This window comes from Microbacterium sp. BDGP8 (genome assembly GCF_029991045.1).
Lineage (GTDB): Bacteria > Actinomycetota > Actinomycetes > Actinomycetales > Microbacteriaceae > Microbacterium > Microbacterium plantarum.
Genome location: NZ_CP120712.1, coordinates 2,327,149 through 2,347,521, shown reverse-complemented (window position 1 = coordinate 2,347,521; position 20,373 = coordinate 2,327,149). Strand labels below are relative to the sequence as shown.

The window sequence follows — 20,373 nt, the reverse complement described above, 5'->3', positions numbered from 1 at the left end:
TCCTCTCCGCTGTTCGTCGGTGGTCGGAGGGCGCGCCTGGTCGCATCCGCACGGGCCTCGCGAGTTCTCCCGGCGGGCTCGCCTGGCAGCACCCGCGCCGCGACGATAGTCTCGACCTGAGGCAGCGTCGCCACACTCCACCCTGAGCAACAACGAAGGATCTCCCCATGAAGATCGGCATCCTCACCAGCGGCGGCGACTGCCCCGGACTCAACGCTGTCATCCGAGGCGTCGTGCTCAAGGGCACCACCTCGTACAACATCGAGTTCGTCGGCATCCGCGACGGCTGGCGCGGCGTCGTCGACGGCGACTTCTTCCCCCTCACGCGCCACGAGGTGAAGGGCCTGTCGAAGGTCGGCGGAACCATTCTGGGTACGAGCCGCACCAACCCGTACGAAGGCCCCCGTGGCGGCGCCGAGAACATCGCGGCGACCCTCGACAAGCACCGCATCGACGGCATCATCGCTATCGGCGGCGAAGGCACGCTCGCTGCGGCCAACCGTCTCGCCAACGACGGCATCAACGTCCTCGGTGTGCCGAAGACTATCGACAACGACCTGAAGGCGACCGACTACTCGTTCGGCTTCGACACCGCCGTCAACATCGCGACCGACGCGATGGACCGCCTGCGCACGACCGGTGACTCGCACCAGCGCTGCATGGTGGCCGAGGTCATGGGCCGTCACGTCGGCTGGATCGCCCTGCACGCCGGCATCGCCGCCGGCGCCCACGTCATCTGCATCCCGGAGGTGCCGATGTCGATCGAGGAGATCACGGCGCAGGTGACCAAGGCGTTCGACCGTGGCCGCGCCCCGCTCGTCGTCGTGTCGGAGGGCTTCAAGCTGAAGGGTCAGGACGAGGCCTACAGCGACAAGGGCCTCGACGCGTTCAACCGTCCCCGTCTCGGTGGCATCAGCGAGGTGCTCGCTCCCGAGATCGAGCGCCTGACCGGCATCGAGACGCGCGCCACCGTGCTCGGTCACATCCAGCGCGGCGGCTCGCCGTCCGCGTTCGACCGTGTGCTGGCCACGCGCCTCGGGCTCGCGGCGGCCGACGCGCTCGTCGACGGTGCCTGGGGTCAGATGGTCTCGCTCAAGGGCACCGACATCGTCCGCGTCTCGTTCGACGAGGCCCTCGGCGAGCTGAACACCGTTCCGCTGTACCGCTACGAGGAGGCCGCCGCGCTGTTCGGCTGATCTCCGCGTCGCTTCGTCTCGGCCGCGTCCGCGGCAGGTTCCCCGCCTGCTCGTGACGCGGCCGTTTCGCTTCTCTCGGTTTCAGCGCACCCGCGCGCGCGCACGGATGACCGACCCCAGCGACGCGCGGAGCGGCTGGCCGAGGTAGATGCCGAGCGACGCGCCCACCGCCAGGGCGATGCCGACGGTCGCGGCTGCCGCGAGGGTGCTGAATCCGGTGAGCAGGGTCGCCGGGCTGTCACCCGACTCGACCACGCCGAGGAGCCCGCGGAACACCGCGGCACCGGGGACCATGGGCAGGATCGCCGCCGTCGTGATCGCGACAGACGGAACGTGCAGACGATAAGCGGCGAGAATGCCGACGAGGCTCCCGACGAACGCGCCGACGCCGCTCGCCGCCGCCGTCTCGAAGCCGAGCGAGGCCGCGGCCACGTATCCGAGCCACGCGACGATGCTGAGCGCGACGCTGACGACGATGATGCGGAGCCCGGCCCCGTTGATGACGGCGACGGCGAGGGCGATCAGACCTGCGCCGAGGAACTGCAGCGGCACGGGTCCGAGCGGCAGCGCCTCCGTCGGGGCCTCCAGGCCCAGCCCGATGACTCGCGCGGTCTCGATGCCGGCGAGGATGCCGAGCACGACGCCGAGAGTCTGCGTCACCAGCTCGAGGATGCGGCCCATCGCCGTCAGCGCGAAACCGTCGATGGCGTCCTGAGCCGCCCCGACCACGGTGAGGCCCGCCAGCATCAGCACGATGCCCGAGGCGACGATGACGGAGGGGCGCATGGTCATCGCGGCCTCCCACCCCGTCGCTCGAAGAAGCGGGGAGGCCGCGGCGACGATCGTGAGCACGAACGCCCCGGCGATCTGACTGAAGAAGAACGGCACGCGCGCCCGGCCCAGGAGGAACTGGGTCACCGCCGCCGACCCCGCGGCGAGGAACGACAGCACGATGACGAGCCAGTTCGCCCCGAACATCACCGCGACCCCGACCGCCAGCAGCGCCTGCGCGGCGACGGCGACGGGCTGCTGATACCGGAACGGTGTGCGACGGATGCCGCGGAAGCGCAGGGCCGCGGCATCCAGGGGGAGTCCCGACCGGATCTCGGCCACGAGCGCCTGCAACCGCTGCAGCCGTGCATGGTCGGGCGCGGCGCCGCGGACCACGCGCATGAGCGTGATCGGTCGGTCCTCGCCGCTGCGATGGTGCGCGACGGTGATCGAGTTGTACGTCACGTCGACGTGCACCGGGTCGAGGCCGTAGACCCCCGAGACCCGCACGATCGTGAGGGTCACTTCGCTGGCCGGCGAGCCCGCCACGAGCATCGTCTCGCCGAGTCGGATCGCCAGGTCGAGCACCCGCACCGCGAACGCGTCGTCGATCACCGGGAGCATCTCCGTCGCCGGGCCGCCGGCCGGATCGGAGGTGTGGACGAGCGCATTCAGCGCCGTGAAGAGCGAGCGGCGTCCCATGGGTTCCAGCCTAGGTCCGTGCGCCCGGGGCCTCGCTCCCGGACGGGTCGTCACATGGCGCTGCGCGCATGGGACGCTCCGTAAGATGGTCCGGTGGGCGCGGCATCCGGGCGCCCGTAGCAATCGCGCCGGCACCGGCATCCGGGAGTCCCACATGGCATTGATCGTGCAGAAGTACGGCGGGTCGTCCGTCGCCGACGCGGAGAGCATCAAGCGGGTCGCGAAGCGCATCGTCGACACCCGCCGCGCCGGTCATGACGTCGTCGTCGCGGTGAGCGCGATGGGCGACACCACCGATGAGCTGCTCGATCTCGCGAACGAGGTCGCACCGATCCCGGCTCCCCGCGAGCTCGACATGCTCCTGAGCTCGGGCGAGCGCATTTCGATGGCGCTCCTGGCGATGGCCATCCACTCGATGGGCTTCGAGGCGCGGTCGTTCACCGGCAGCCAGGCGGGCATGATCACGGATGCCACGCACGGTGCCGCGCGCATCGTCGACGTCACGCCCGTGCGGCTGCGCGAGGCCCTCGACGAGGGAGCGATCGTCATCGTCGCGGGGTTCCAGGGGTTCAACCGCGACACCCGCGACATCACGACGCTCGGCCGTGGCGGATCCGACACCACGGCCGTCGCGCTCGCCGCAGCGCTCTCGGCCGACGTCTGCGAGATCTACAGCGACGTCGACGGCATCTACACCGCCGACCCGCGCGTTGTGCCTAAGGCTCGCAAGCTCGGCGTCGTCTCGGCGGAGGAGATGCTCGAGCTCGCCGCGAACGGCGCCAAGGTCCTCTACATCCGTGCGGTGGAGTACGCCCGCCGTCACGGCGTCATGATCAACGCCCGGTCGACGTTCAGCTCGGGGTCCGGCACGTTCGTGCTCGGTCCCGGGATGACGCTGCCCGAAGGCCGAAAGGAAGAAGAGATGGAAGAGCCGATCGTCGCGGGCGTCGCCACCGACCTCAGCCAGGCCAAGATCACCGTCATCGGCGTGCCCGACGTCCCGGGCAAGGCTGCCGAGATCTTCAAGATCGTGGCGAAGTCGGGCGCGAACGTCGACATGATCGTCCAGAACGTCTCGGCGGCCACGACGGGTCGCACCGACATCTCGTTCACGCTGCCCAAGACGGATGCGACCGTCGCGCTCCGCGCCCTCGCGGGCGAGCAGAGCGAGGTCGGCTTCGAGAGCCTCGTGCACGACGATCAGATCGGAAAGCTCTCCGTCGTCGGTGCCGGGATGCGCACGCACTCGGGCGTCTCCGCGACGCTGTTCGAAGCGCTGTCGAACGCCGGGGTGAACCTCGAGATGATCTCGACCTCGGAGATCCGCATCTCCGTCGTCGTCCGCGGCGACGAGCTCGCCGAGGCGGCTCGCGTCGTGCACACGGCGTACGGGCTCGACGGCGACACCGAAGCGGTCGTCTACGCCGGCACCGGGCGCTGACGCCCCGCCGGCCGTCGACGCCCCGCCGACGCCGGGCAGGCGCGGCACCTGCGACAATCGAAAGCCGTCCCCGACCCGTCACCGAGGAGCCCCGCGTGCTGTACATCTCGACCCGAGGCGGCGCTGAGCCGCTGCCGTACTGCGACGCTCTCCTCGAGGGGCTCGCGACCGATGGCGGTCTCGCCGTGCCGCAAGAGATGCCCTCGGTCTCGCCCGAGACCCTGGAGCGCTGGCGTGCCCTGACCTACCCGCAGCTGGCCACCGAGGTCCTGGCGCTCTTCGCCACCGACATCGAGCGCGACGACCTCGCCCGCATGACCGAGGCCGCATACGCTCCCTTCCCCGATGCTGTCGTGCCGCTGCGGCGGATCGGTGGCGGGATCACGCTGGTCGGGCTCTCCGAGGGCCCCACGCTGGCCTTCAAGGATCTCGCGATGCAGTTCCTCGGTCAGGTCGTCGAGCACGCTCTCGCGCGCACGGGGTCCGTGCTCAACGTTCTCGGTGCGACCTCGGGCGACACCGGATCGGCCGCTGAGTACGCGCTGCGCGGCAAGGAGCGCATCGCCGTGTTCATGCTGTCGCCGCAGGGCCGCATGAGCCCGTTCCAGCGGGCGCAGATGTTCTCGCTCGACGAGCCGAACATCCACAACATAGCCATCGAGGGCGTTTTCGACGACTGCCAGAACCTGGTCAAGGAGCTCGCGGGCGACCTCGAGGTCAAGCGGTCGCTGCGCCTCGGCGCGGTCAACTCGATCAACCTCGCCCGCATCACGGCGCAGGTCGTCTATTACTTCTGGGCCTGGCTGCGCGCGACGGACGCCGACGGCCACGCCGAGGTCTCGATCACGGTGCCGTCCGGCAACTTCGGCAACATCCTCTCGGGGTTCTACGCGCGCGAGATGGGTCTGCCGATCCGCCGGCTCGTGCTGGCGGCGAACGAGAACAACGTGCTCGACGAGTTCTTCCGCACCGGCATCTACCGTCCGCGCTCCGCCGCGCAGACGTTGCAGACCTCGAGCCCGTCGATGGACATCTCCAAGGCCTCGAACCTCGAGCGCTTCATCTTCGAACTCGTCGGGCGAGACCCCGAGCGCGTCGTCGCGGCGTGGAAGGATCTCGAGTCGCAGGGTTTCGCGGACTTCTCCGCCGACCTCGCTCGCTTCACCGCCGAGTTCGGCATCGTCAGCGGAACGTCCACGCACGCCGACCGCCTCGCCACCATCCGCGCGGTCCACGAGGAAGCGGGCGAGATCATCGACCCGCACACCGCCGACGGAGTCACCGTTGCTCGCCAGTACATCGAGCCCGGCGAGGCCATGCTCGTCCTCGAGACCGCCAAGCCCGAGAAGTTCGCGGAGACCATCCGTGAAGCCATCGGGATCGACATGACCTACTCCGACGAGCTGCAGGCGATGCTCGATGCGCCGCAGCACGTCGTCGACCTGCCCGACGACGCCGCCGCGCTGACGGCCTTCATCCGCGAGCGCGCCCTGAGCTGATCCCGCTCGTCCGCAGTCGGCCCCGCCGCGGCGTGGCGGTGGCGATACACCTGCAGGACCGGTGGTGCTGGTGTCGCCTCCGCGTGACTCTGAGTGCGCGTGGGCACCACACATCCGACGGATGTATCGCGCCCGGCCAGGGGTTGAGCGTCAGCTCGCGGCGCGGAGCGCGACGATCGCGTCCCAGATTGCGCGCGCGACGGCGTCCTTCGGACCGGAGGCTTCGGCGACAACCGTGCCGCCGTGTCCGATGACGGCGACGGCGTTCTCGCCCGCACCGAAACCGGCGTCCCACCCGACCTCGTTCACGACGAGGAGGTCGACGCCCTTGCGGTCGCGTTTGCGTCGCGCGCGCTCCAGCAGGTCGTCGTCCCGGGTCTCGGCGGCGAACCCGACAACGGTCTGACCGTCGCGGCGAGCGGCGGCGAGCCCTGCGAGGATGTCGTCGTTCGGCACCAGCTCGATCGTCTCGAGCGGACCGTCCTCCTTCCGCAGCTTGTGCTCCGACACCCGAGCGGCGCGATAGTCGGCGACGGCTGCGACCATGATGACGATCTCTGCCGCGGCGGCGGCATCCGACATCGCCCCGCCGAGCTCAGCCGCGGTCTCGACATGCTGGACCGTGATGCGCGGGTGCGCGATGGCGGCGTCGAGAACGCCGGCGTCGACGGATGCCGCGACGAGCGTCACCGTGGCGCCGCGCCGCGCCGCCTCGACGGCGATCTCCGCGCCCTGACGACCGCTCGACCGGTTGCCGAGGAAGCGCACGGGGTCGAGCGGTTCGCGGGTGCCCCCGGTCGAGACCGCGACGTGCAGGCCGTCGAGGTCGGTCGGCGCGGGGGACACCAGCGCGAGAGCCGCCGCGACGATGTCCTCTGGCTCCGACATGCGGCCCGGGCCGCTGTCGCCGCCGGTCAGCGGGCCGTCCGCGGGCCCGACGAGCAGCACGCCGCGCTCGCGGAGCGTGGCGACGTTGGCGGCGGTCGCCGGGTGCCGCCACATCTCGGTGTGCATCGCAGGGGCGACCACGACGGGTGCCGTGGTGGCGAGGAGCGTCGTGCCCAGCAGGTCGGATGCCAGACCCGCGGCCATCGACGCGATCGTGTTGGCCGTCGCGGGCGCGACGATCACGAGGTCGGCGCTCTGCCCCAGGGCGACGTGCCGCACACGCGCGACGTCGTCGTGGACGGACGTCGTGACGGGGTTGCGGCTGATCGCCTCCCATGTCGTCAGGCCGATGAAGCGCAGCGAGTCCTCGGTGGGGATGACGTGGACGTCGTGCCCCTGCTGGACGAGCAGCCGTACGAGCTGGACGCTCTTGTAGGCGGCGATGCCACCGGTGACCCCGACTACGATGAACATGCCCCCGATCCTCCCACGGCCCCGGGCGGGGTGCGCGGATCGACCACCGGCCGCCGAGAGCGAGTGATCCCATGTGCACCGTCGTCATCCAGGTGCCCGCCGATCCGAGCCGGCCGGTTCGGCTGCTGGCCGTCCGCGACGAGGATCCGTCGCGTGCGTGGGACCCGATCGGTCCCTGGTGGCCCGACACGCACGCCGATGTCGTCGGCGTGCGCGACCGTCGCGCCGGCGGGGCCTGGCTCGCCGCCGACCCGGCCGCTCGCCGGCTGGCCGTCATCCTGAATCGAGCCGACGTGCTCCCGGATGGCGCGCCGGCGCTGTCGCGCGGCGGCATCGTCCTGGATGCGGTCGCGGGCTCGCCGCCGACGGGCGCCCCGCCCACGCACGGCTTCAATCTCGTCGACGTCTCGCCCGGTGGGGTCCGCGTCTCGATGTGGGATGCCGCGACCCTGCGGACGGTCGACCTCCGTCCCGGCACCCACATGATCGCCCACGACGACGTCGACGATCCGCGCACCGCCCGGATCCGTCGCTGGCTCGGCGAGTTCGCGGCGGCCGCGCCGGAGCTCGATCGCGCGGACGGCCTGCAGCCCTGGCTCGACGTGCTCCAGGACACCGCGGCCACCCCGGCCACCGACGACGCCGCGATCATCCGCGACAACCGTCCGTACGGCGTCCCGACCTTGTCGCTGCTCGTCTGCACCGCCTCCGTCGGCACTGGCGGGGTCGACCTCGCTTACGGCGCCCTCGACGTGCCGGGGGAGTGGAACCGCCCCGAGATGGCGTGAATCGCGCGGTCATCGGCCGTCACGTGCGTCGGACCCGCCCCGGTGCGCCGATAGAATCGCCGAAACCCGATCACGCTCCACGCAAGGAACCGCTATGACCCGCATCTCCGATTCCGGACTCTCCGTCGCCGTCGTCGGCGCCACTGGCCAGGTCGGAAAGGTCATGCGCGAGATTCTCGTCGAGCGGAACTTCCCGATCCGCGAACTGCGCTTGTTCGCCACCGCGCGCTCGGCGGGCACCTCGATCGAGTTCGCCGGGCACGATGTGATCATCGAGGACATCGCCACCGCAGACCCCGCCGGCATCGACATCGCGCTCTTCTCTGCGGGGGCGACCGGATCGCGCGCGCACGCGCCGCGCTTCGCAGAAGCGGGCGCCGTCGTCATCGACAACTCCAGCGCCTGGCGCATGGACCCCGAGGTTCCCCTCGTCGTCAGCGAGGTCAACCCCCACGCCACGGTTACCCCGCCGAAGGGCATCATCGCGAACCCGAACTGCACCACGATGGCCGCGATGCCGGTGCTGAAGGTGCTCGACACCGAGGCGGGGCTCGAGCGCCTCATCGTCTCGACCTATCAGGCGGTCTCGGGCTCGGGCCTCGCCGGCGCCGAAGAGCTGCTCGGCCAGGTCGAGGGGGTCCTCGCTCAGGGACACACGCTCGATCTCGTGCACGACGGCTCGGCGGTCGACTTCCCGCAGCCCGAGAAGTACATCGCCCCGATCGCGTTCGACGTCATCCCGTTCGCCGGCAACCTGGTGGACGACGGCGACAACGAGACCGATGAGGAGAAGAAACTCCGCAACGAGAGCCGCAAGATCCTCGAGCTGCCCGACCTGCGTGTCGCCGGCACCTGCGTGCGCGTCCCCGTGTTCACGGGTCACTCGCTGTCTATCCACGCCGAGTTCTCGCGCGACATCACGCCGGAGCGGGCGCGCGAGGTCCTGGCCGCGGCGCCCGGTGTCGTGCTCGAGGAGGTCCCGACGCCTCTGCAGGCAGCCGGCAACGACCCGAGCTACGTCGGCCGCATCCGCGCCGACCAGTCCGCGCCCGAGGGCAAGGGACTCGTGCTGTTCATCAGCAACGACAACCTCCGCAAGGGTGCCGCGCTGAACGCGGTGCAGATCGCGGAGATCGTCGCCGAGCGTCTCTGACGTCAAGGCGGGGCGGCGGGATGCCGCGCGCCGCCACCGGGATAGACTGGTGCATCGTGAGTGAAAAGGTCGACGTCGTCCTGATCGGCGGGGGCATCATGAGTGCCACGCTCGGTGTGCTGCTGAAGCAGCTCCAGCCCGATTGGAAGATCGAGGTGCACGAGCGCCTGTCGGATCTGGCGCAGGAGAGCTCGAACCCGTGGAACAACGCGGGCACGGGCCACGCCGCGCTGTGCGAGCTGAACTACACGCCCGAGGCGTCGGACGGCTCGGTAGATCCCGGCAAGGCGATCACGATCAACGAGCAGTTCCAGCAGAGCCGTCAGCTCTGGGCCTCGCTCATCGAGCGCGGCATCCTCGACGAGCCGTCGACGTTCATCAACGCGACGCCTCACATGACCTTCGTCCGCGGTGAGAAGGACGTCGCGTTCCTCAAGCGCCGCTACGAGGCGCTCAAGGACCAGCCCCTCTTCGCGGGCATCGAGTACTCGGAAGACTCGCGCGTCATCAACCAGTGGGCGCCGCTGCTGATGCAGGAGCGCCGCAAGGGCGAGCCGTTCGCGGCGACGCGCGTCCCCGCCGGCACGGATGTCGACTTCGGATCGCTCACCCGGCAGCTGTTCTCGCACCTGCAGGAGCAGGGCGTGGAGGTCATCACCGACCGTGAGGTGCGCACGCTGAGCCGCCAGAAGGACGGCTCGTGGCGGGTCTTCTGGCGCAATCGCCTCGGCAAGACCCCCGGGCACACCGACGCGCGCTTCGTCTTCGTCGGGGCCGGCGGCTGGGCGCTGAAGCTGCTGCAGAAGTCGGGTATCCCCGAGATCAAGGGCTACGGCGTCTTCCCGATCGGCGGGCAGTTCCTCAAGACCACGAACCCCGCCGTCGTCTCGCAGCACAAGGCCAAGGTGTACTCGCAGGCCTCGGTGGGTGCTCCGCCGATGTCGGTTCCCCACCTCGACACCCGCGTCGTCGACGGCGAGGCCTCGCTGCTGTTCGGACCGTTCGCGACGTTCAGCCCGAAGTTCCTCAAGAACGGCCGCATCACCGACATCGTGTCGCAGGTGCGCCCCCACAACCTGCTGCCGATGCTGAAGGTGGCCGTCGACAACCCGAGTCTCATCTCGTACCTCGTCGGCGAGCTGCTCAAGAACCACCGCAAGAAGGTGGAGTCGCTCCGCGTCTTCATGCCGACCGCGAAAGACGAGGACTGGGAGCTGATCCAGGCCGGTCAGCGTGCTCAGGTCATGAAGAAGGACCCGAAGAAGGGCGGCGTGCTGCAGTTCGGCACCGAGGTCGTGACCTCTGCCGACGGGTCGATCGCCGGTCTGCTGGGGGCCTCGCCGGGCGCCTCGACTGCGGCATCCATCATGCTCGGACTTCTCAAGACGTGCTTCCCCGACCGCATCGCGGGCTGGGAGCCCGAGCTGAAGAAGCTCATCCCGAGCTACGGGCAGCCGCTGAACCCGCGGGCGGATGCCGCTCGCGCGTCGATCGAGGCGACGGCCGAAGCGCTCTCGATCAATCCCTGACGGGCATGGCCAAGCTCTACTTCCGTTACGGAGCCATGAACTCCGGCAAGTCGACGGCTCTCCTGCAGGCGGCTTACAACTACGAGGAGCGCGGCCAGCACGTGCTGCTCGCGAAGCCCGAGATCGACACGAAGGGCGCCGGCCAGATCGCAAGCCGGCTGGGCGTCGAGCGAGACGTCGACTTCCTCGTCGGTGCGGACGACGACCTGCGGGCCGTCTTCGGCGTGCATCGTGAGCGCGTGCGCGCCGAGACGGGAGCGGATGTCGCCTGCCTCCTCATCGACGAAGCGCAGTTCCTGACGTCGGAGCAGGTCGACGATCTGCTGCGGACCGTGGTGGAGGAGAACGTCCCGGTGCTCGCCTACGGCATCCGCACCGATTTCCAGACCCGCGCCTTTCCCGGTTCGGCGCGTCTGATGGAGCTCGCGCACAGTCTCGAAGAGCTGAAGACGATCTGCCGCTGCGGGCGGAAGGCCCTCTTCAACGCACGTCTGGTCGGCGGACGCTTCGTGTTCGAAGGCGACCAGGTGGCGATCGACGAGCTCGCTCTCGACCGGGTGACGTACGAGTCGATGTGCGCTGAGTGCTATCTCCGCGAGTCGGGTGGTCGCCTCGCCTGAGGCATCCGGCGACTGATACGTTTCACGACGCGCCTGTCCAGGGCTTTGCGCGGTCAGACCACAAGATGTATCGTGGTCCGGCCACCAAGGAGAGGGGCGTCATGGCTGACGGAACCCCGGCGCGCGCCTGGCGCGTCGTATTGGAGAAGATCGAATCCGATCTTCTCGCCGGCAAGCTCGGTCCCGGCGACCGACTGCCGTCCGAGCGCGACCTCGTCGCGCAGCTCGGGGTCGGGCGATCCAGCGTGCGCGAAGCGCTCCGCGTGCTGGAGGTCATGGGCCTCATCCGCACCGCGACGGGATCGGGGCCGAGCGCGGGGGCCATCGTCGTGGCCCGCCCGACCGGCGGCATGCAGGCGCTCCTTCGGTTGCAGGTCGCCGCGCAGGGCTTCGCCATCTCGGATGTCGTGAACACGCGTCTCCTGCTCGAGGAGTGGGTCGCCGGTGAGCTGGCCGGCTCGTCCGACGTCGATCTCGAGCGGGCGCGCGAAGCGCTCCGTGCGATGGATGCCGCCGACCTCAGCCCCGCCGACTTCCTGGTACTCGATGCGCAGTTCCACGTCGCCTTGGCCGAGGCGTCGGGCAACGAAGTCGTGGCGGCGATGATGGCGGGCCTCCGATCGTCGATCGAGGACTACGTGCTCCAGGGTGCCGCGCGCATCCCGGATTGGGACAGCGCGGTGGACCGCCTGCGCGACGAGCACAACGCGATCGTGGCGGCGATCGACGAACAGCGGGTAGACGATGCCCGCACCGCCGTCCACGACCACATCACGGGGTACTACGCGTCCGCGAACCCCGTGCGCCCCGAATCCACCTGAACCCATCCGGTCCGACCCCGTCGGCCCCGCCGGAACTGAGGAGAGAATATGGTCACCCGACAGTTGCCCAAGATTCCCGAGCTGCTCGAACTGATGCAGTTCAAGGCCCCCGATCTCAATGGACGCCGCCGCCGACTCACGTCGGCCCTGACGATCGATGATCTGCGGACCATCGCGAAGCGCCGCACGCCCAAGGCGGCGTTCGACTACACCGACGGTGCGGCGGAGGGCGAGATCTCGCTCGCGCGAGCACGGCAGGCGTTCCAGGACATCGAGTTCCACCCCGACATCCTGCGTCCGGCGGAATCGGTCGACATGTCGACCGAGATCCTCGGCGGGCGCTCGGCGTTGCCGTTCGGAATCGCCCCGACCGGATTCACCCGGTTGATGCAGACGGAAGGCGAGAGCGCGGGGGCATCCGCCGCGGGCGCGGCCGGCATCCCGTTCACCCTCTCGACGCTCGGGACGACGTCGATCGAGGGCGTCCGGGCGGCCAACCCGCACGGACGCAACTGGTTCCAGCTCTACGTCATGCGCGATCGTGAGATCTCATATGGTCTCGTCAAGCGGGCGGCCGAGGCGGGCTTCGACACTCTCATGTTCACCGTGGACACCCCGGTTGCGGGAGCGCGCCTGCGTGACAAGCGCAACGGGTTCTCCATCCCGCCCGCGCTGACCGTCGGGACGATCGTCAACGCCATCCCGCGCCCCTGGTGGTGGATCGACTTCCTCACGACGCCCAAGCTCGAGTTCGCGTCGCTCACGACCACCGGCGGCACCGTCGGCGAACTCCTCAACGCCGCGATGGACCCGACCATCAGCTACGACGACCTCGAGGTCATCCGCAGCATGTGGCCCGGGAAGATCGTCATCAAGGGCGTGCAGAACGTCGAGGACTCCAAGCGGCTCATCGACCTCGGAGTCGATGGCATCGTGCTCTCGAACCACGGCGGCCGCCAGCTCGACCGCGCCCCCGTGCCGTTCCACCTCCTGCCGCAGGTCGTGCGCGAGGTCGGGAAGGACGCCACGGTCATGGTCGACACCGGCATCATGAACGGTGCCGACATCGTTGCCTCCATCGCGCAGGGCGCGAAGTTCACTCTGATCGGACGCGCTTACCTCTACGGGCTGATGGCGGGCGGCCGTCAGGGCGTGGACCGGACCATCGCGATCCTGCGCAGCGAGATCGAGCGCACGATGCAGCTGCTCGGCGTCTCGAGCCTAGAGGAGCTCGAGCCGCGTCACGTCACGCAGCTGCAGCGGCTCGTGCCGATCACAGGCTCAGCTCCGCGTCGCGCCGCCACGCGGGCCAAGACGGCGTCGCGAGCCTGACGACGGGACGCGAAGCAACGGGCCCCGGTGCCGGCAGTCGTCAGGCTGCTCGGCCCGGGGCCCGAATGCGTGGCGCGGTGTCGCCCGCGTCAGTGGGTCAGCGCAGCGGAAGCGTGGGGATGAGCTGGTCGAGGAAGTCGGCGGTCTCTTCCCAGCCCTCGACCGCGTGGCAGGCCACGCCCATCGCGAGCACCGGATAGTCGTTGCCGTTCTCGTCGAGACGGTCGCCGACGAACAGGATGTCGTCCTGCGGGATGCCGCTCTGCTCGATCAGGCGCGTCATGCCGTAGGCCTTGTCGATGCCGCGCTCGGTGATGTCGACCGACGTCGAGCCGCCCGCGCGCACCTCGAGGTCGGGGATGCGGTCTGCCACCGCCGCTCGCAGCGCATTCTTCTTCTCGCCGGAGGGATCCCACGCCATCTTCGCGTCGACGGGAGCTTGCTGGCCCAGCGCGGAGAACGTGATCTGAGACCCACGGTCCTCGAGGATGGGGCCCCAGGTCTCGCTCTCCCACAGGCCGAGCCGACGCGCCTCTTCCTCGACCGCGGCGAGGGCGCGGGACTTCTGGTCATCGGTCAGCGAGCGGGCGTAGACCGTCTCGATGCCGGCGGGGGAGAGGCGGTAGTACTGCGTTCCACAGGTCGGCAGCAGGTGGAAGTGCGACAGCAGGTCTGCATCCGTCTCGGGCAGCTGGTCGACGACCTGCGCGGTGAACTGCGCGAGCTGTCCGCCGGAGATGATCGCGACCTCGACGCGGGCCGCAAGATCGAGCAGCTGGCGCCCGATACGCGGGTTGATGGCGCTCTTCGAGGGAGCGAGGGTGTCGTCGAGGTCGAAGGCGACCAGTCGGGGGATGGGCATCCGTGCTCCGTTCTCCGGTGGCATGAAAGAGGCCCCGCCTTGCGGCGGAGCCTCTTCGCTGTCGGGGTGACAGGATTTGAACCTGCGGCCTCGTCGTCCCGAACGACGCGCGCTACCAAGCTGCGCCACACCCCGTGGCAACCCTCCAAGCTTACCCCGATCCGGCTCGGAAGACGAATCGGCTCACGCCCGAGCGCGGAGGACCAGCACGGAGGCCTCGGGGCGGCACCCGAAACGCACCGGCGCATAGATGGAGTGACCGAGGCCCGCGCTCACATTGAGTGGGACACGGTCCGCACCCCATGAGCTCAGGCCGCGCGCCTGATCGAGCGGAATATCGCAGTTGGCGACGAGGGCGCGCGAGGCGAAGGGGATGCGGACCTGCCCGCCGTGAGTGTGGCCGCCGAAGACCATGTCCGCCCCCAGATCCACGAAACGGTCGAGCACGCGGCGATACGGGGCGTGGGTGACGCCCAGGGTCAGGTCGGCGCTTCTGCGGCCTTGCAGGGCCGCCAGAGCGCCCGGCAGCACGTCGAGGTCGTCCCAGTCGCGGTGCGCGTCGTCGACCCCGACGCCGTCGATTCGCATGCCGGCCACGCGCACGGCAGCGGCGGCGTTGTCGAGCTCGGACCAGCCGAGGTCGTCGGCGAAGAACGAGTCCATCGCCGCGGTGTCGATTTTCGGCGCCGCTTTGGCGTGACGCGAGGGGCCCGTGAAGTAGCGCAGCGGGTTCCGCGCGCTCGGCTCGAACACGTCGTTCGACCCGTGGACGAAGAAGCCCGGCACGCCGCGGAGGGGAGCAAAGGCGCGGCGGATGCCGGCGAGGCCGCGGGCATGGCCGAGGTTGTCGCCCGTGTTGATGACCAGGTCCGGCTGCGTCGTCTCGGCCAGCTCTGCGATCCACCGCTGCTTGCGCTGCTGCCACGGCGCCATGTGGGCGTCGGAGAGGTGCAGCACGGTGATGCTGGGGCTGCCCTCGGGCAGCACGTGGACTTCGTGGCGACGGACGGTGAACAGATGGCGCTCGATGCCCACCCCCCAGACGACCGCACCGCCGGCGCCCAGGGCGCCGGCGGTGGCGATCGTGGAGAGCGTCCTGCGGACGCCTGCCATCAGCAGTTCTTCGCGGTGTACTCGATGGTGATCTGCGTCCCGCGGCCGACCGCCTCGCCTGCGGCAGGGCTGGTGCCCGTCACCGTCGGCTGCGGCGGGTCGTCCTTCTCGGTACACGCCGTTGTCACGCTCGTGAAGCCGGCGGCTCGCAGTTGGCGCTCGGCCTCCTGCGGGTTGCCCGTCACCGGCGGCACCGTGGCGCCCTGACCGTTGCTCGGTGTGATCGTGATGGTCGCGCCGCCCGCGGCGCGACCCGCGCCCGGATCCTGCGACACGATCCGGCCTTCGGGCTCGGTCGAGTCGGTGGGCTCGGCGACGTTCACCGAGAAGCCGGCCGCCTCGAGGATGCCGCGCGCCTCATCGACGTTCTGACCGACGACGTTCGGGAGCTCCGTGAGGGTGTTCTTCGTAAGGTTCGTGTCCGGGGTCGGGAACCGATCGCCGCCGAACTTGGCGTTCGCCGCTCCCTGCATCTTCGGCCAGATCGCGTTTCGGATCTGATCGAGTCGCCAGCCGTTGACGCGGTACTCGTTGAGCTTCGCGAAGCCGTCGACGTTGCCGACCCAGACCACGGTGGCCACCTTGGTGCTCGCACCGTCCATCCAGGTGTGCTCGTACTCGTGGATACCGGTCTTGCCGAACACCGGCACGCCGTCGAAGATGCGGGCGCCCTGGCCCGTCGCGTTCATGACGCCTTCGAGCGCGAAAGCGGCAGTGGCGGCGACGTTGGCGGAGATGGCCTGGTCGCAACTCGTCTGCGGCGTGATGTCGGTGCCGTCGGACTTGACCGCACGGTCGATGACCTTCGGCTCGCACCGCGTGCCTCCACCGGCAATCGCCGCGTAGGCCTCCGCCATGTCGATGGGTGCCACCGCCGCGGATCCCAGCACATCATAGGGGTTGTTGTTGACGTCCAGCGGGTCGCCGTTGGACTGCATGACGCCCATCTTCATCGCGACCTGGTTGGTCGAGCACACCGAGATGCGCTCGGCCATCGCGAGGAAGCCCGAGTTCAGCGAGTCTTCGGTGAACTTCTTGATCGTGCCCGAGTAGCCGTTGCTGCTCTGGAAGTTGCCGATCTCGTTCGGGCGGCCGCTGTTGCCGGTGCGGACGTTCTGGGTGGCGCCGTCGCAGCTCGTCAGCACGCGCTTGTTCCCGACACGGCCGTTGATCACTTCGTTCACGGAGTGCCCCTGCTCGAGCCAGTTGATGAGGCTGAACACCTTGTAGGTCGAGCCCGCGGAGTGACCACCGCCGCCGTCCTGGTTGCGCACGTTGTAGTTGACCGGGGTCACCGTGCCGGCGTCGTCTCCGGTGGGCGCGAACGGGCGATTCTGCACCATCGAGAGCACGCGGCCGGTGCCGACCTCGACCTGGACGCCAGAGGCGCCGAGGTTCAGACGGTCGTCGGTCGCGGGCACGACGGACATCGCGTCGAGCGCGGCATCCTGGAGCTGCGGGTCGAGAGTGGTGTAGATCTTCATGCCGCCGCGGCGCAGGTTCTGTTGGCGCTCCTCGAGCGACTCGCCGAAGGCCGGGTCGTCGAGGACGATGTTGCGGACGTACTCGCAGAAGAACTCGGCGCCGGCGGCGAGCTGGCAGCCCTGCGGGCGCTCCTGGATGTTCGGGGTGATCGGCTCCGCGATAGCGGCATCCCGCTCTTCCTGCGTGATCTTGCCATCCGAGAACATGCGGTTCAGCACGTAGATCTGACGGTCCTTCGTCAGCTCGTAGCCGTTCGCGGCGCCGTTCGACTCGCTGTCGGGACGATCCAGACGGTAGGTGTTCGGCTCCTGCACCATGCCCGCGATCGCCGCGGCCTGGCCGATCGTGAGCTGCGAGGCGGGCACGCCGAAGTAGTACTGCGACGCCGCGCCGATGCCGTAGACGGTGCCGCCGAAGTGCGCGATGTTCAGGTAGCCGAGCAGGATCTCGTTCTTCGGATACCGCTTCTCGAGCTGGATCGCGTACCGCATCTCCTGCAGCTTGCGCTCGATGCCGTCGGTGCCGGAGGAGACGGTGGTCGAGCGGAAGCACGCCTCGACCTCGTCCTGCGACTTGGCTTCCTTCTCGCACGCCTGTTGCAGCACGTTCTTGACGTACTGCTGGGTGATCGACGAGCCGCCGCGGGTGTCGCCGCCGCGCAGGTTGCCGAACACCGCACTCGCGGTGCCGAGAAGGTCGACGCCGCCGTGCGTGTAGTAGTTCTTGTCCTCGCTCGACGTGATCGCGTCGAACATGACCGGCGCGACCTCATCCCACGTGACCGGGATGCGGTTCTGGTCGTAGAACTGCGTCATGAGGACGTCGTTGCCGTCTGCGTCCTTGCGGTAGAACTCGGTCGGCAGCATGAGCTCGTCGACTTCGAGGTAGCTCGGCATGTTGTCGAAGACGTCGATCGCGCTGGTGGCTGCGTAACCCGACACGGCGATGGCGGGGGTCACGGTAGCCGTGACGAGGATCCCGGCCACAGCGCTCAGGCCGACCAGGCCGGCGAGACCGCCGAGCACACCGGTGGCCGTGCGTTTCTTGTGAGGCATAGGGTGATCGTAAGCGAGATACCTGGGCATCCGCCTCAGGACCACCCCTTGCGCGCGTGCGTCCGCGCATGCCGGCGCGCGAGCGAAAGCCACAGATCGGAGCCCCGATGACGACGTGGGAGTACCTCACCACGCCCCTGCTGATCCACAACACCGCGGCGATCCTCAACAACTGGGGCAAGCAGGGCTGGGAGCTCGTGCAGGTCGTCCCTGGACCCGAGGGCGGGCTCGTCGCCTACTTCAAGCGTCCCGTGGGCGGGGGAGCAGCCAACGCCGGTCTCGGGGCGGCCCACCAGGCTGCCCAGCAGTTCGAGGGCACGGGCGCATGAGCGTCTCGGCGCGTCTGGCCGAGCTCGGCATCCAGCTTCCGCCCGTCGTCCCGCCCGTCGCCGCCTACATCCCCGCGACCGAGCACGACGGTCTCGTCTACACCTCCGGGCAGCTGCCCATGGTCGACGGTGCGCTGCCCGCGATCGGCAAGGTCGGCGAGGGCGACGGTCTCGTCGCCGCCGACGCGGCCAAGCAGCTCGCGCGTCAGTGCGCGCTCAACGCCATCGCCGCCGCGGCGGATGTGGCCGGCGGTGTCGACAACCTCGCTCGGGTCGTGAAGGTGACCGGGTTCGTGGCGTCCGTCCCCGAGTTCACGGGACAGCCCGGTGTCATCAACGGTGCGAGCGAGGTGCTGGGCGAGATCTTCGGCGACGCGGGTCGTCACGCACGGTCGGCGGTCGGGGTGCCGGTGCTGCCGCTCGACTCCCCGGTCGAGGTCGAGGTCGTCTTCGCCCTGGTCTGATCGCCGGGCTCTCCGCCCACCGCGAACCTCGGGCGGAACACCGCCCGTCCGGTCGCCCGCGGCTCTACGCTCTGGTGTGGACCACGCGGAAGGGCGGTAGGGATGCAGGGACTCGAGGTCACGGTTCTGCTGGGCATCGCCCTTCTCGTCGGAACCGTCCTGGCGCCGCGGTTGCGCGTCGCGACGCCGCTGGTGCTGCTCGTGATCGGTCTGCTGCTCGGATTCGTGCCCGAGCTGCGGGCGATCGAGCTGCCGCCGGAAACGGTGCTGCTGCTCTTCCTGCCGGTGCTGCTGTTCCGCGAGGCGTGGACGACGTCGCTCCGCTCAGTCCGCCGCTCGCTGCGCTACATCGTGCCGATGAGCACCCTGCTCGTCGTCGCCTCGGCGTTCGCCGTCGCGGCGGTCGCGACCTGGCTCGGCGTGCCGTGGGAGGCCGCCCTCGTGCTCGGGGCTGCGGTCGCGCCGCCCGACGCCACCGCGGTGGCCGCGCTCGGCAGACTGCTGCCCGCCCGCACCTTCATGAAGCTCAAGGCCGAGAGTCTTACGAACGACGGCACTGCCCTCGTCCTCTATGCCATCGCGGTCTCGCTCCTGCTCGGCGACCAGGTCAGCGCCCTGTCGATCACGGGCATGGTGCTGCTGTCGTACCTCGGCGGCGCTGCGGCCGGCATCGCCGTCGCGGCGCTCGTCTTCCTCGCACTGCGGCGGATGCAGTCGACCCTGACGATCAACCTGACGCTGCTGCTCGTTCCGTTCGTCGCGTTCCTCATCGCCGAGCTGATCGAGGCGTCCGGCGTGCTCGCCGTGGTCTTCGCCGGGCTCATCATCGCCTGGGTGTCCCCGCGCATCACGACGGCGATGTCGCGCCGTGCCGCCGATGCCACCTGGCCGTTCGGGGTGTACCTCCTCAACGGAGCGCTGTTCGTGCTCATCGGCCTCGAGGTCCAGCTGGTGCTGCATGAGATCTCGCCGTCGGAGATCGGCATCCTGCTTCTCGTCACTCTCGCGGCGTGGGTCGCCCTCTTCGTCGTGCGCTACCTGTTCCAGTGGCTGTTCTCGCCCTTCTCGCGCCCGGCGGCCGGGTCGAGCAGATCGCTGCGTCATCGCTCGCGGGTCGTCAGCACGGTGTCGGGGTTCCGCGGCGCCGTGTCGCTCGCCATCGCGCTGTCGGTGCCGATCACGACGGCTTCGGGGGAGCCGGTCGAGGGACGCGACTCGATCGTGTTCGTCACCGCGGGGGTCATCGTGCTCACGCTGCTCGTGCAGGGGCCGTTGCTGCCCGTCGTCATCCGGTGGGCGAAGCTCCCTGCCGACGATGCGGCGATCGAGGAGTACGAGCTCGCCCAGCGGGCCATTTCGGGCGCCGCTCTCGCAGCGCTCGACGACCTCGCCGCGGAGCACGGGGTCAGCGATCGTGTCCGCGACCGTGCCCGGCACGAGGGCTACGAACGCCTCGAGCTCGCCAACGCCCGCGCCGTCGCGCGCCAGCGGGCGGCGGAGGAACGCGACCCGGATGCCGACATCGACGACGACTCGCCCGACGAGGATGCCTCGCGCATGGGCCCCGTGCCGCCCGGGCCGTCGGACGGGGACGGGCATCGGCCTGCGCCGCAGCTCGAGATGCTCGCCGTGAGCGACGACATCGACCTGACGCAGCGCTCGCCGCTCATCCGGCACCGGGAGGCGACGCGGCTGCGGCTGGCGATGCTCGATCGCAAGCGCGAGGTGCTGCTGCGCCTGCGGCGCGACGGCACGATCGACGACCTCGTGGCACGCCGCATCCTCGCCGACCTCGACATCGAGGAGATCCGGGCCCGCGGACTCGATCGCGACGCCGAGTGACGCGATCGA

At 69.6% G+C, this 20,373-nt stretch carries 17 protein-coding genes and 1 tRNA gene; 12 read left to right on the top strand and 6 right to left on the bottom strand.

From position 1 onward, the window contains the following. The first annotated feature begins 167 nt into the window (after positions 1–167). Positions 168–1,196, top strand: coding sequence for a 6-phosphofructokinase (locus P6897_RS11425; protein ID WP_023955073.1), 1,029 nt, complete (start codon positions 168–170; stop codon positions 1,194–1,196). 81 nt (positions 1,197–1,277) lie between these two features. Here P6897_RS11425 and P6897_RS11420 read toward each other — a convergent pair whose 3' ends face one another. After that, positions 1,278–2,669: a threonine/serine exporter family protein gene (locus P6897_RS11420; RefSeq protein ID WP_282501279.1), complete on the bottom strand. Its 1,392-nt coding sequence runs from the start codon at positions 2,667–2,669 to the stop codon at positions 1,278–1,280. A gap of 154 nt (positions 2,670–2,823) precedes the next feature. Between P6897_RS11420 and P6897_RS11415 the strand changes: the two genes are divergently transcribed. Further along, the gene (locus P6897_RS11415; protein WP_112617213.1) at positions 2,824–4,110 is read left to right on the top strand and encodes an aspartate kinase; all 1,287 of its coding nucleotides are present in this window, start codon (positions 2,824–2,826) and stop codon (positions 4,108–4,110) included. A 95-nt stretch (positions 4,111–4,205) separates the two neighbouring features. Continuing rightward, positions 4,206–5,609: a threonine synthase gene (gene thrC, locus P6897_RS11410; RefSeq protein WP_282501278.1), complete on the top strand. Its 1,404-nt coding sequence runs from the start codon at positions 4,206–4,208 to the stop codon at positions 5,607–5,609. Between the two features lie 150 nt (positions 5,610–5,759). Here the strand turns inward: thrC and coaBC are convergent, their stop codons facing one another. After that, positions 5,760–6,971: a bifunctional phosphopantothenoylcysteine decarboxylase/phosphopantothenate--cysteine ligase CoaBC gene (gene coaBC, locus P6897_RS11405; RefSeq protein WP_274178747.1), complete on the bottom strand. Its 1,212-nt coding sequence runs from the start codon at positions 6,969–6,971 to the stop codon at positions 5,760–5,762. 71 nt (positions 6,972–7,042) lie between these two features. Here coaBC and P6897_RS11400 point away from each other — a divergent pair, with 71 nt between their 5' ends. The 6 genes from P6897_RS11400 (at position 7,043) to P6897_RS11375 (ending at position 13,214) form a co-directional block, all read left to right on the top strand. After that, positions 7,043–7,759: an NRDE family protein gene (locus tag P6897_RS11400; protein ID WP_274178746.1), complete on the top strand. Its 717-nt coding sequence runs from the start codon at positions 7,043–7,045 to the stop codon at positions 7,757–7,759. Between the two features lie 94 nt (positions 7,760–7,853). After that, a complete protein-coding gene (locus tag P6897_RS11395) occupies positions 7,854–8,912 on the top strand; it encodes an aspartate-semialdehyde dehydrogenase (protein ID WP_274178745.1) in 1,059 nt (352 codons plus the stop codon). Positions 8,913–8,932: 20 nt separating this feature from the next. Further along, entirely contained in the window at positions 8,933–10,441 is a 1,509-nt protein-coding gene (locus P6897_RS11390) for a malate:quinone oxidoreductase (protein ID WP_181574220.1), read from the top strand. Between the two features lie 5 nt (positions 10,442–10,446). Further along, positions 10,447–11,061: a thymidine kinase gene (locus P6897_RS11385; protein WP_274178744.1), complete on the top strand. Its 615-nt coding sequence runs from the start codon at positions 10,447–10,449 to the stop codon at positions 11,059–11,061. 101 nt (positions 11,062–11,162) lie between these two features. Further along, a complete protein-coding gene (locus P6897_RS11380; protein WP_274178743.1) occupies positions 11,163–11,882 on the top strand; it encodes a FadR/GntR family transcriptional regulator in 720 nt (239 codons plus the stop codon). A 48-nt stretch (positions 11,883–11,930) separates the two neighbouring features. Beyond that, positions 11,931–13,214: an alpha-hydroxy acid oxidase gene (locus P6897_RS11375; protein ID WP_112617206.1), complete on the top strand. Its 1,284-nt coding sequence runs from the start codon at positions 11,931–11,933 to the stop codon at positions 13,212–13,214. Positions 13,215–13,311: 97 nt separating this feature from the next. Here P6897_RS11375 and P6897_RS11370 read toward each other — a convergent pair whose 3' ends face one another. The 4 genes from P6897_RS11370 to P6897_RS11355 all read right to left on the bottom strand — a co-directional run bounded on the left by P6897_RS11370 (position 13,312) and on the right by P6897_RS11355 (position 17,729). Continuing rightward, positions 13,312–14,076, bottom strand: a complete 765-nt coding sequence (locus tag P6897_RS11370; protein ID WP_274178742.1) for an HAD-IIB family hydrolase — start codon at positions 14,074–14,076, stop codon at positions 13,312–13,314. A 61-nt stretch (positions 14,077–14,137) separates the two neighbouring features. Continuing rightward, positions 14,138–14,211, bottom strand: a tRNA-Pro gene (locus tag P6897_RS11365). 48 nt (positions 14,212–14,259) lie between these two features. Then, positions 14,260–15,189, bottom strand: a complete 930-nt coding sequence (locus P6897_RS11360; protein ID WP_274178741.1) for a metallophosphoesterase — start codon at positions 15,187–15,189, stop codon at positions 14,260–14,262. After that, on the bottom strand, positions 15,189–17,729 hold the full coding sequence (locus P6897_RS11355; RefSeq protein WP_274178740.1) for a transglycosylase domain-containing protein: 2,541 nt from the start codon (positions 17,727–17,729) through the stop codon (positions 15,189–15,191). Before P6897_RS11355 ends, P6897_RS11360 begins: the two co-directional genes overlap by 1 nt. Positions 17,730–17,836: 107 nt before the next feature. On the opposite strand from P6897_RS11355, the gene P6897_RS11350 reads away from it, so the two are divergent. The 3 genes from P6897_RS11350 (at position 17,837) to P6897_RS11340 (ending at position 20,364) form a co-directional block, all read left to right on the top strand. Continuing rightward, positions 17,837–18,058: a DUF4177 domain-containing protein gene (locus P6897_RS11350; protein ID WP_094261190.1), complete on the top strand. Its 222-nt coding sequence runs from the start codon at positions 17,837–17,839 to the stop codon at positions 18,056–18,058. Next, complete coding sequence (locus P6897_RS11345) at positions 18,055–18,522, top strand: RidA family protein (protein WP_112617202.1); 468 nt, start codon at positions 18,055–18,057, stop codon at positions 18,520–18,522. The genes P6897_RS11350 and P6897_RS11345 overlap by 4 nt, the downstream gene beginning before the upstream one ends. A 102-nt stretch (positions 18,523–18,624) precedes the next feature. Further along, entirely contained in the window at positions 18,625–20,364 is a 1,740-nt protein-coding gene (locus P6897_RS11340) for a Na+/H+ antiporter (RefSeq protein WP_274178739.1), read from the top strand. Positions 20,365–20,373 lie beyond the last annotated feature (9 nt).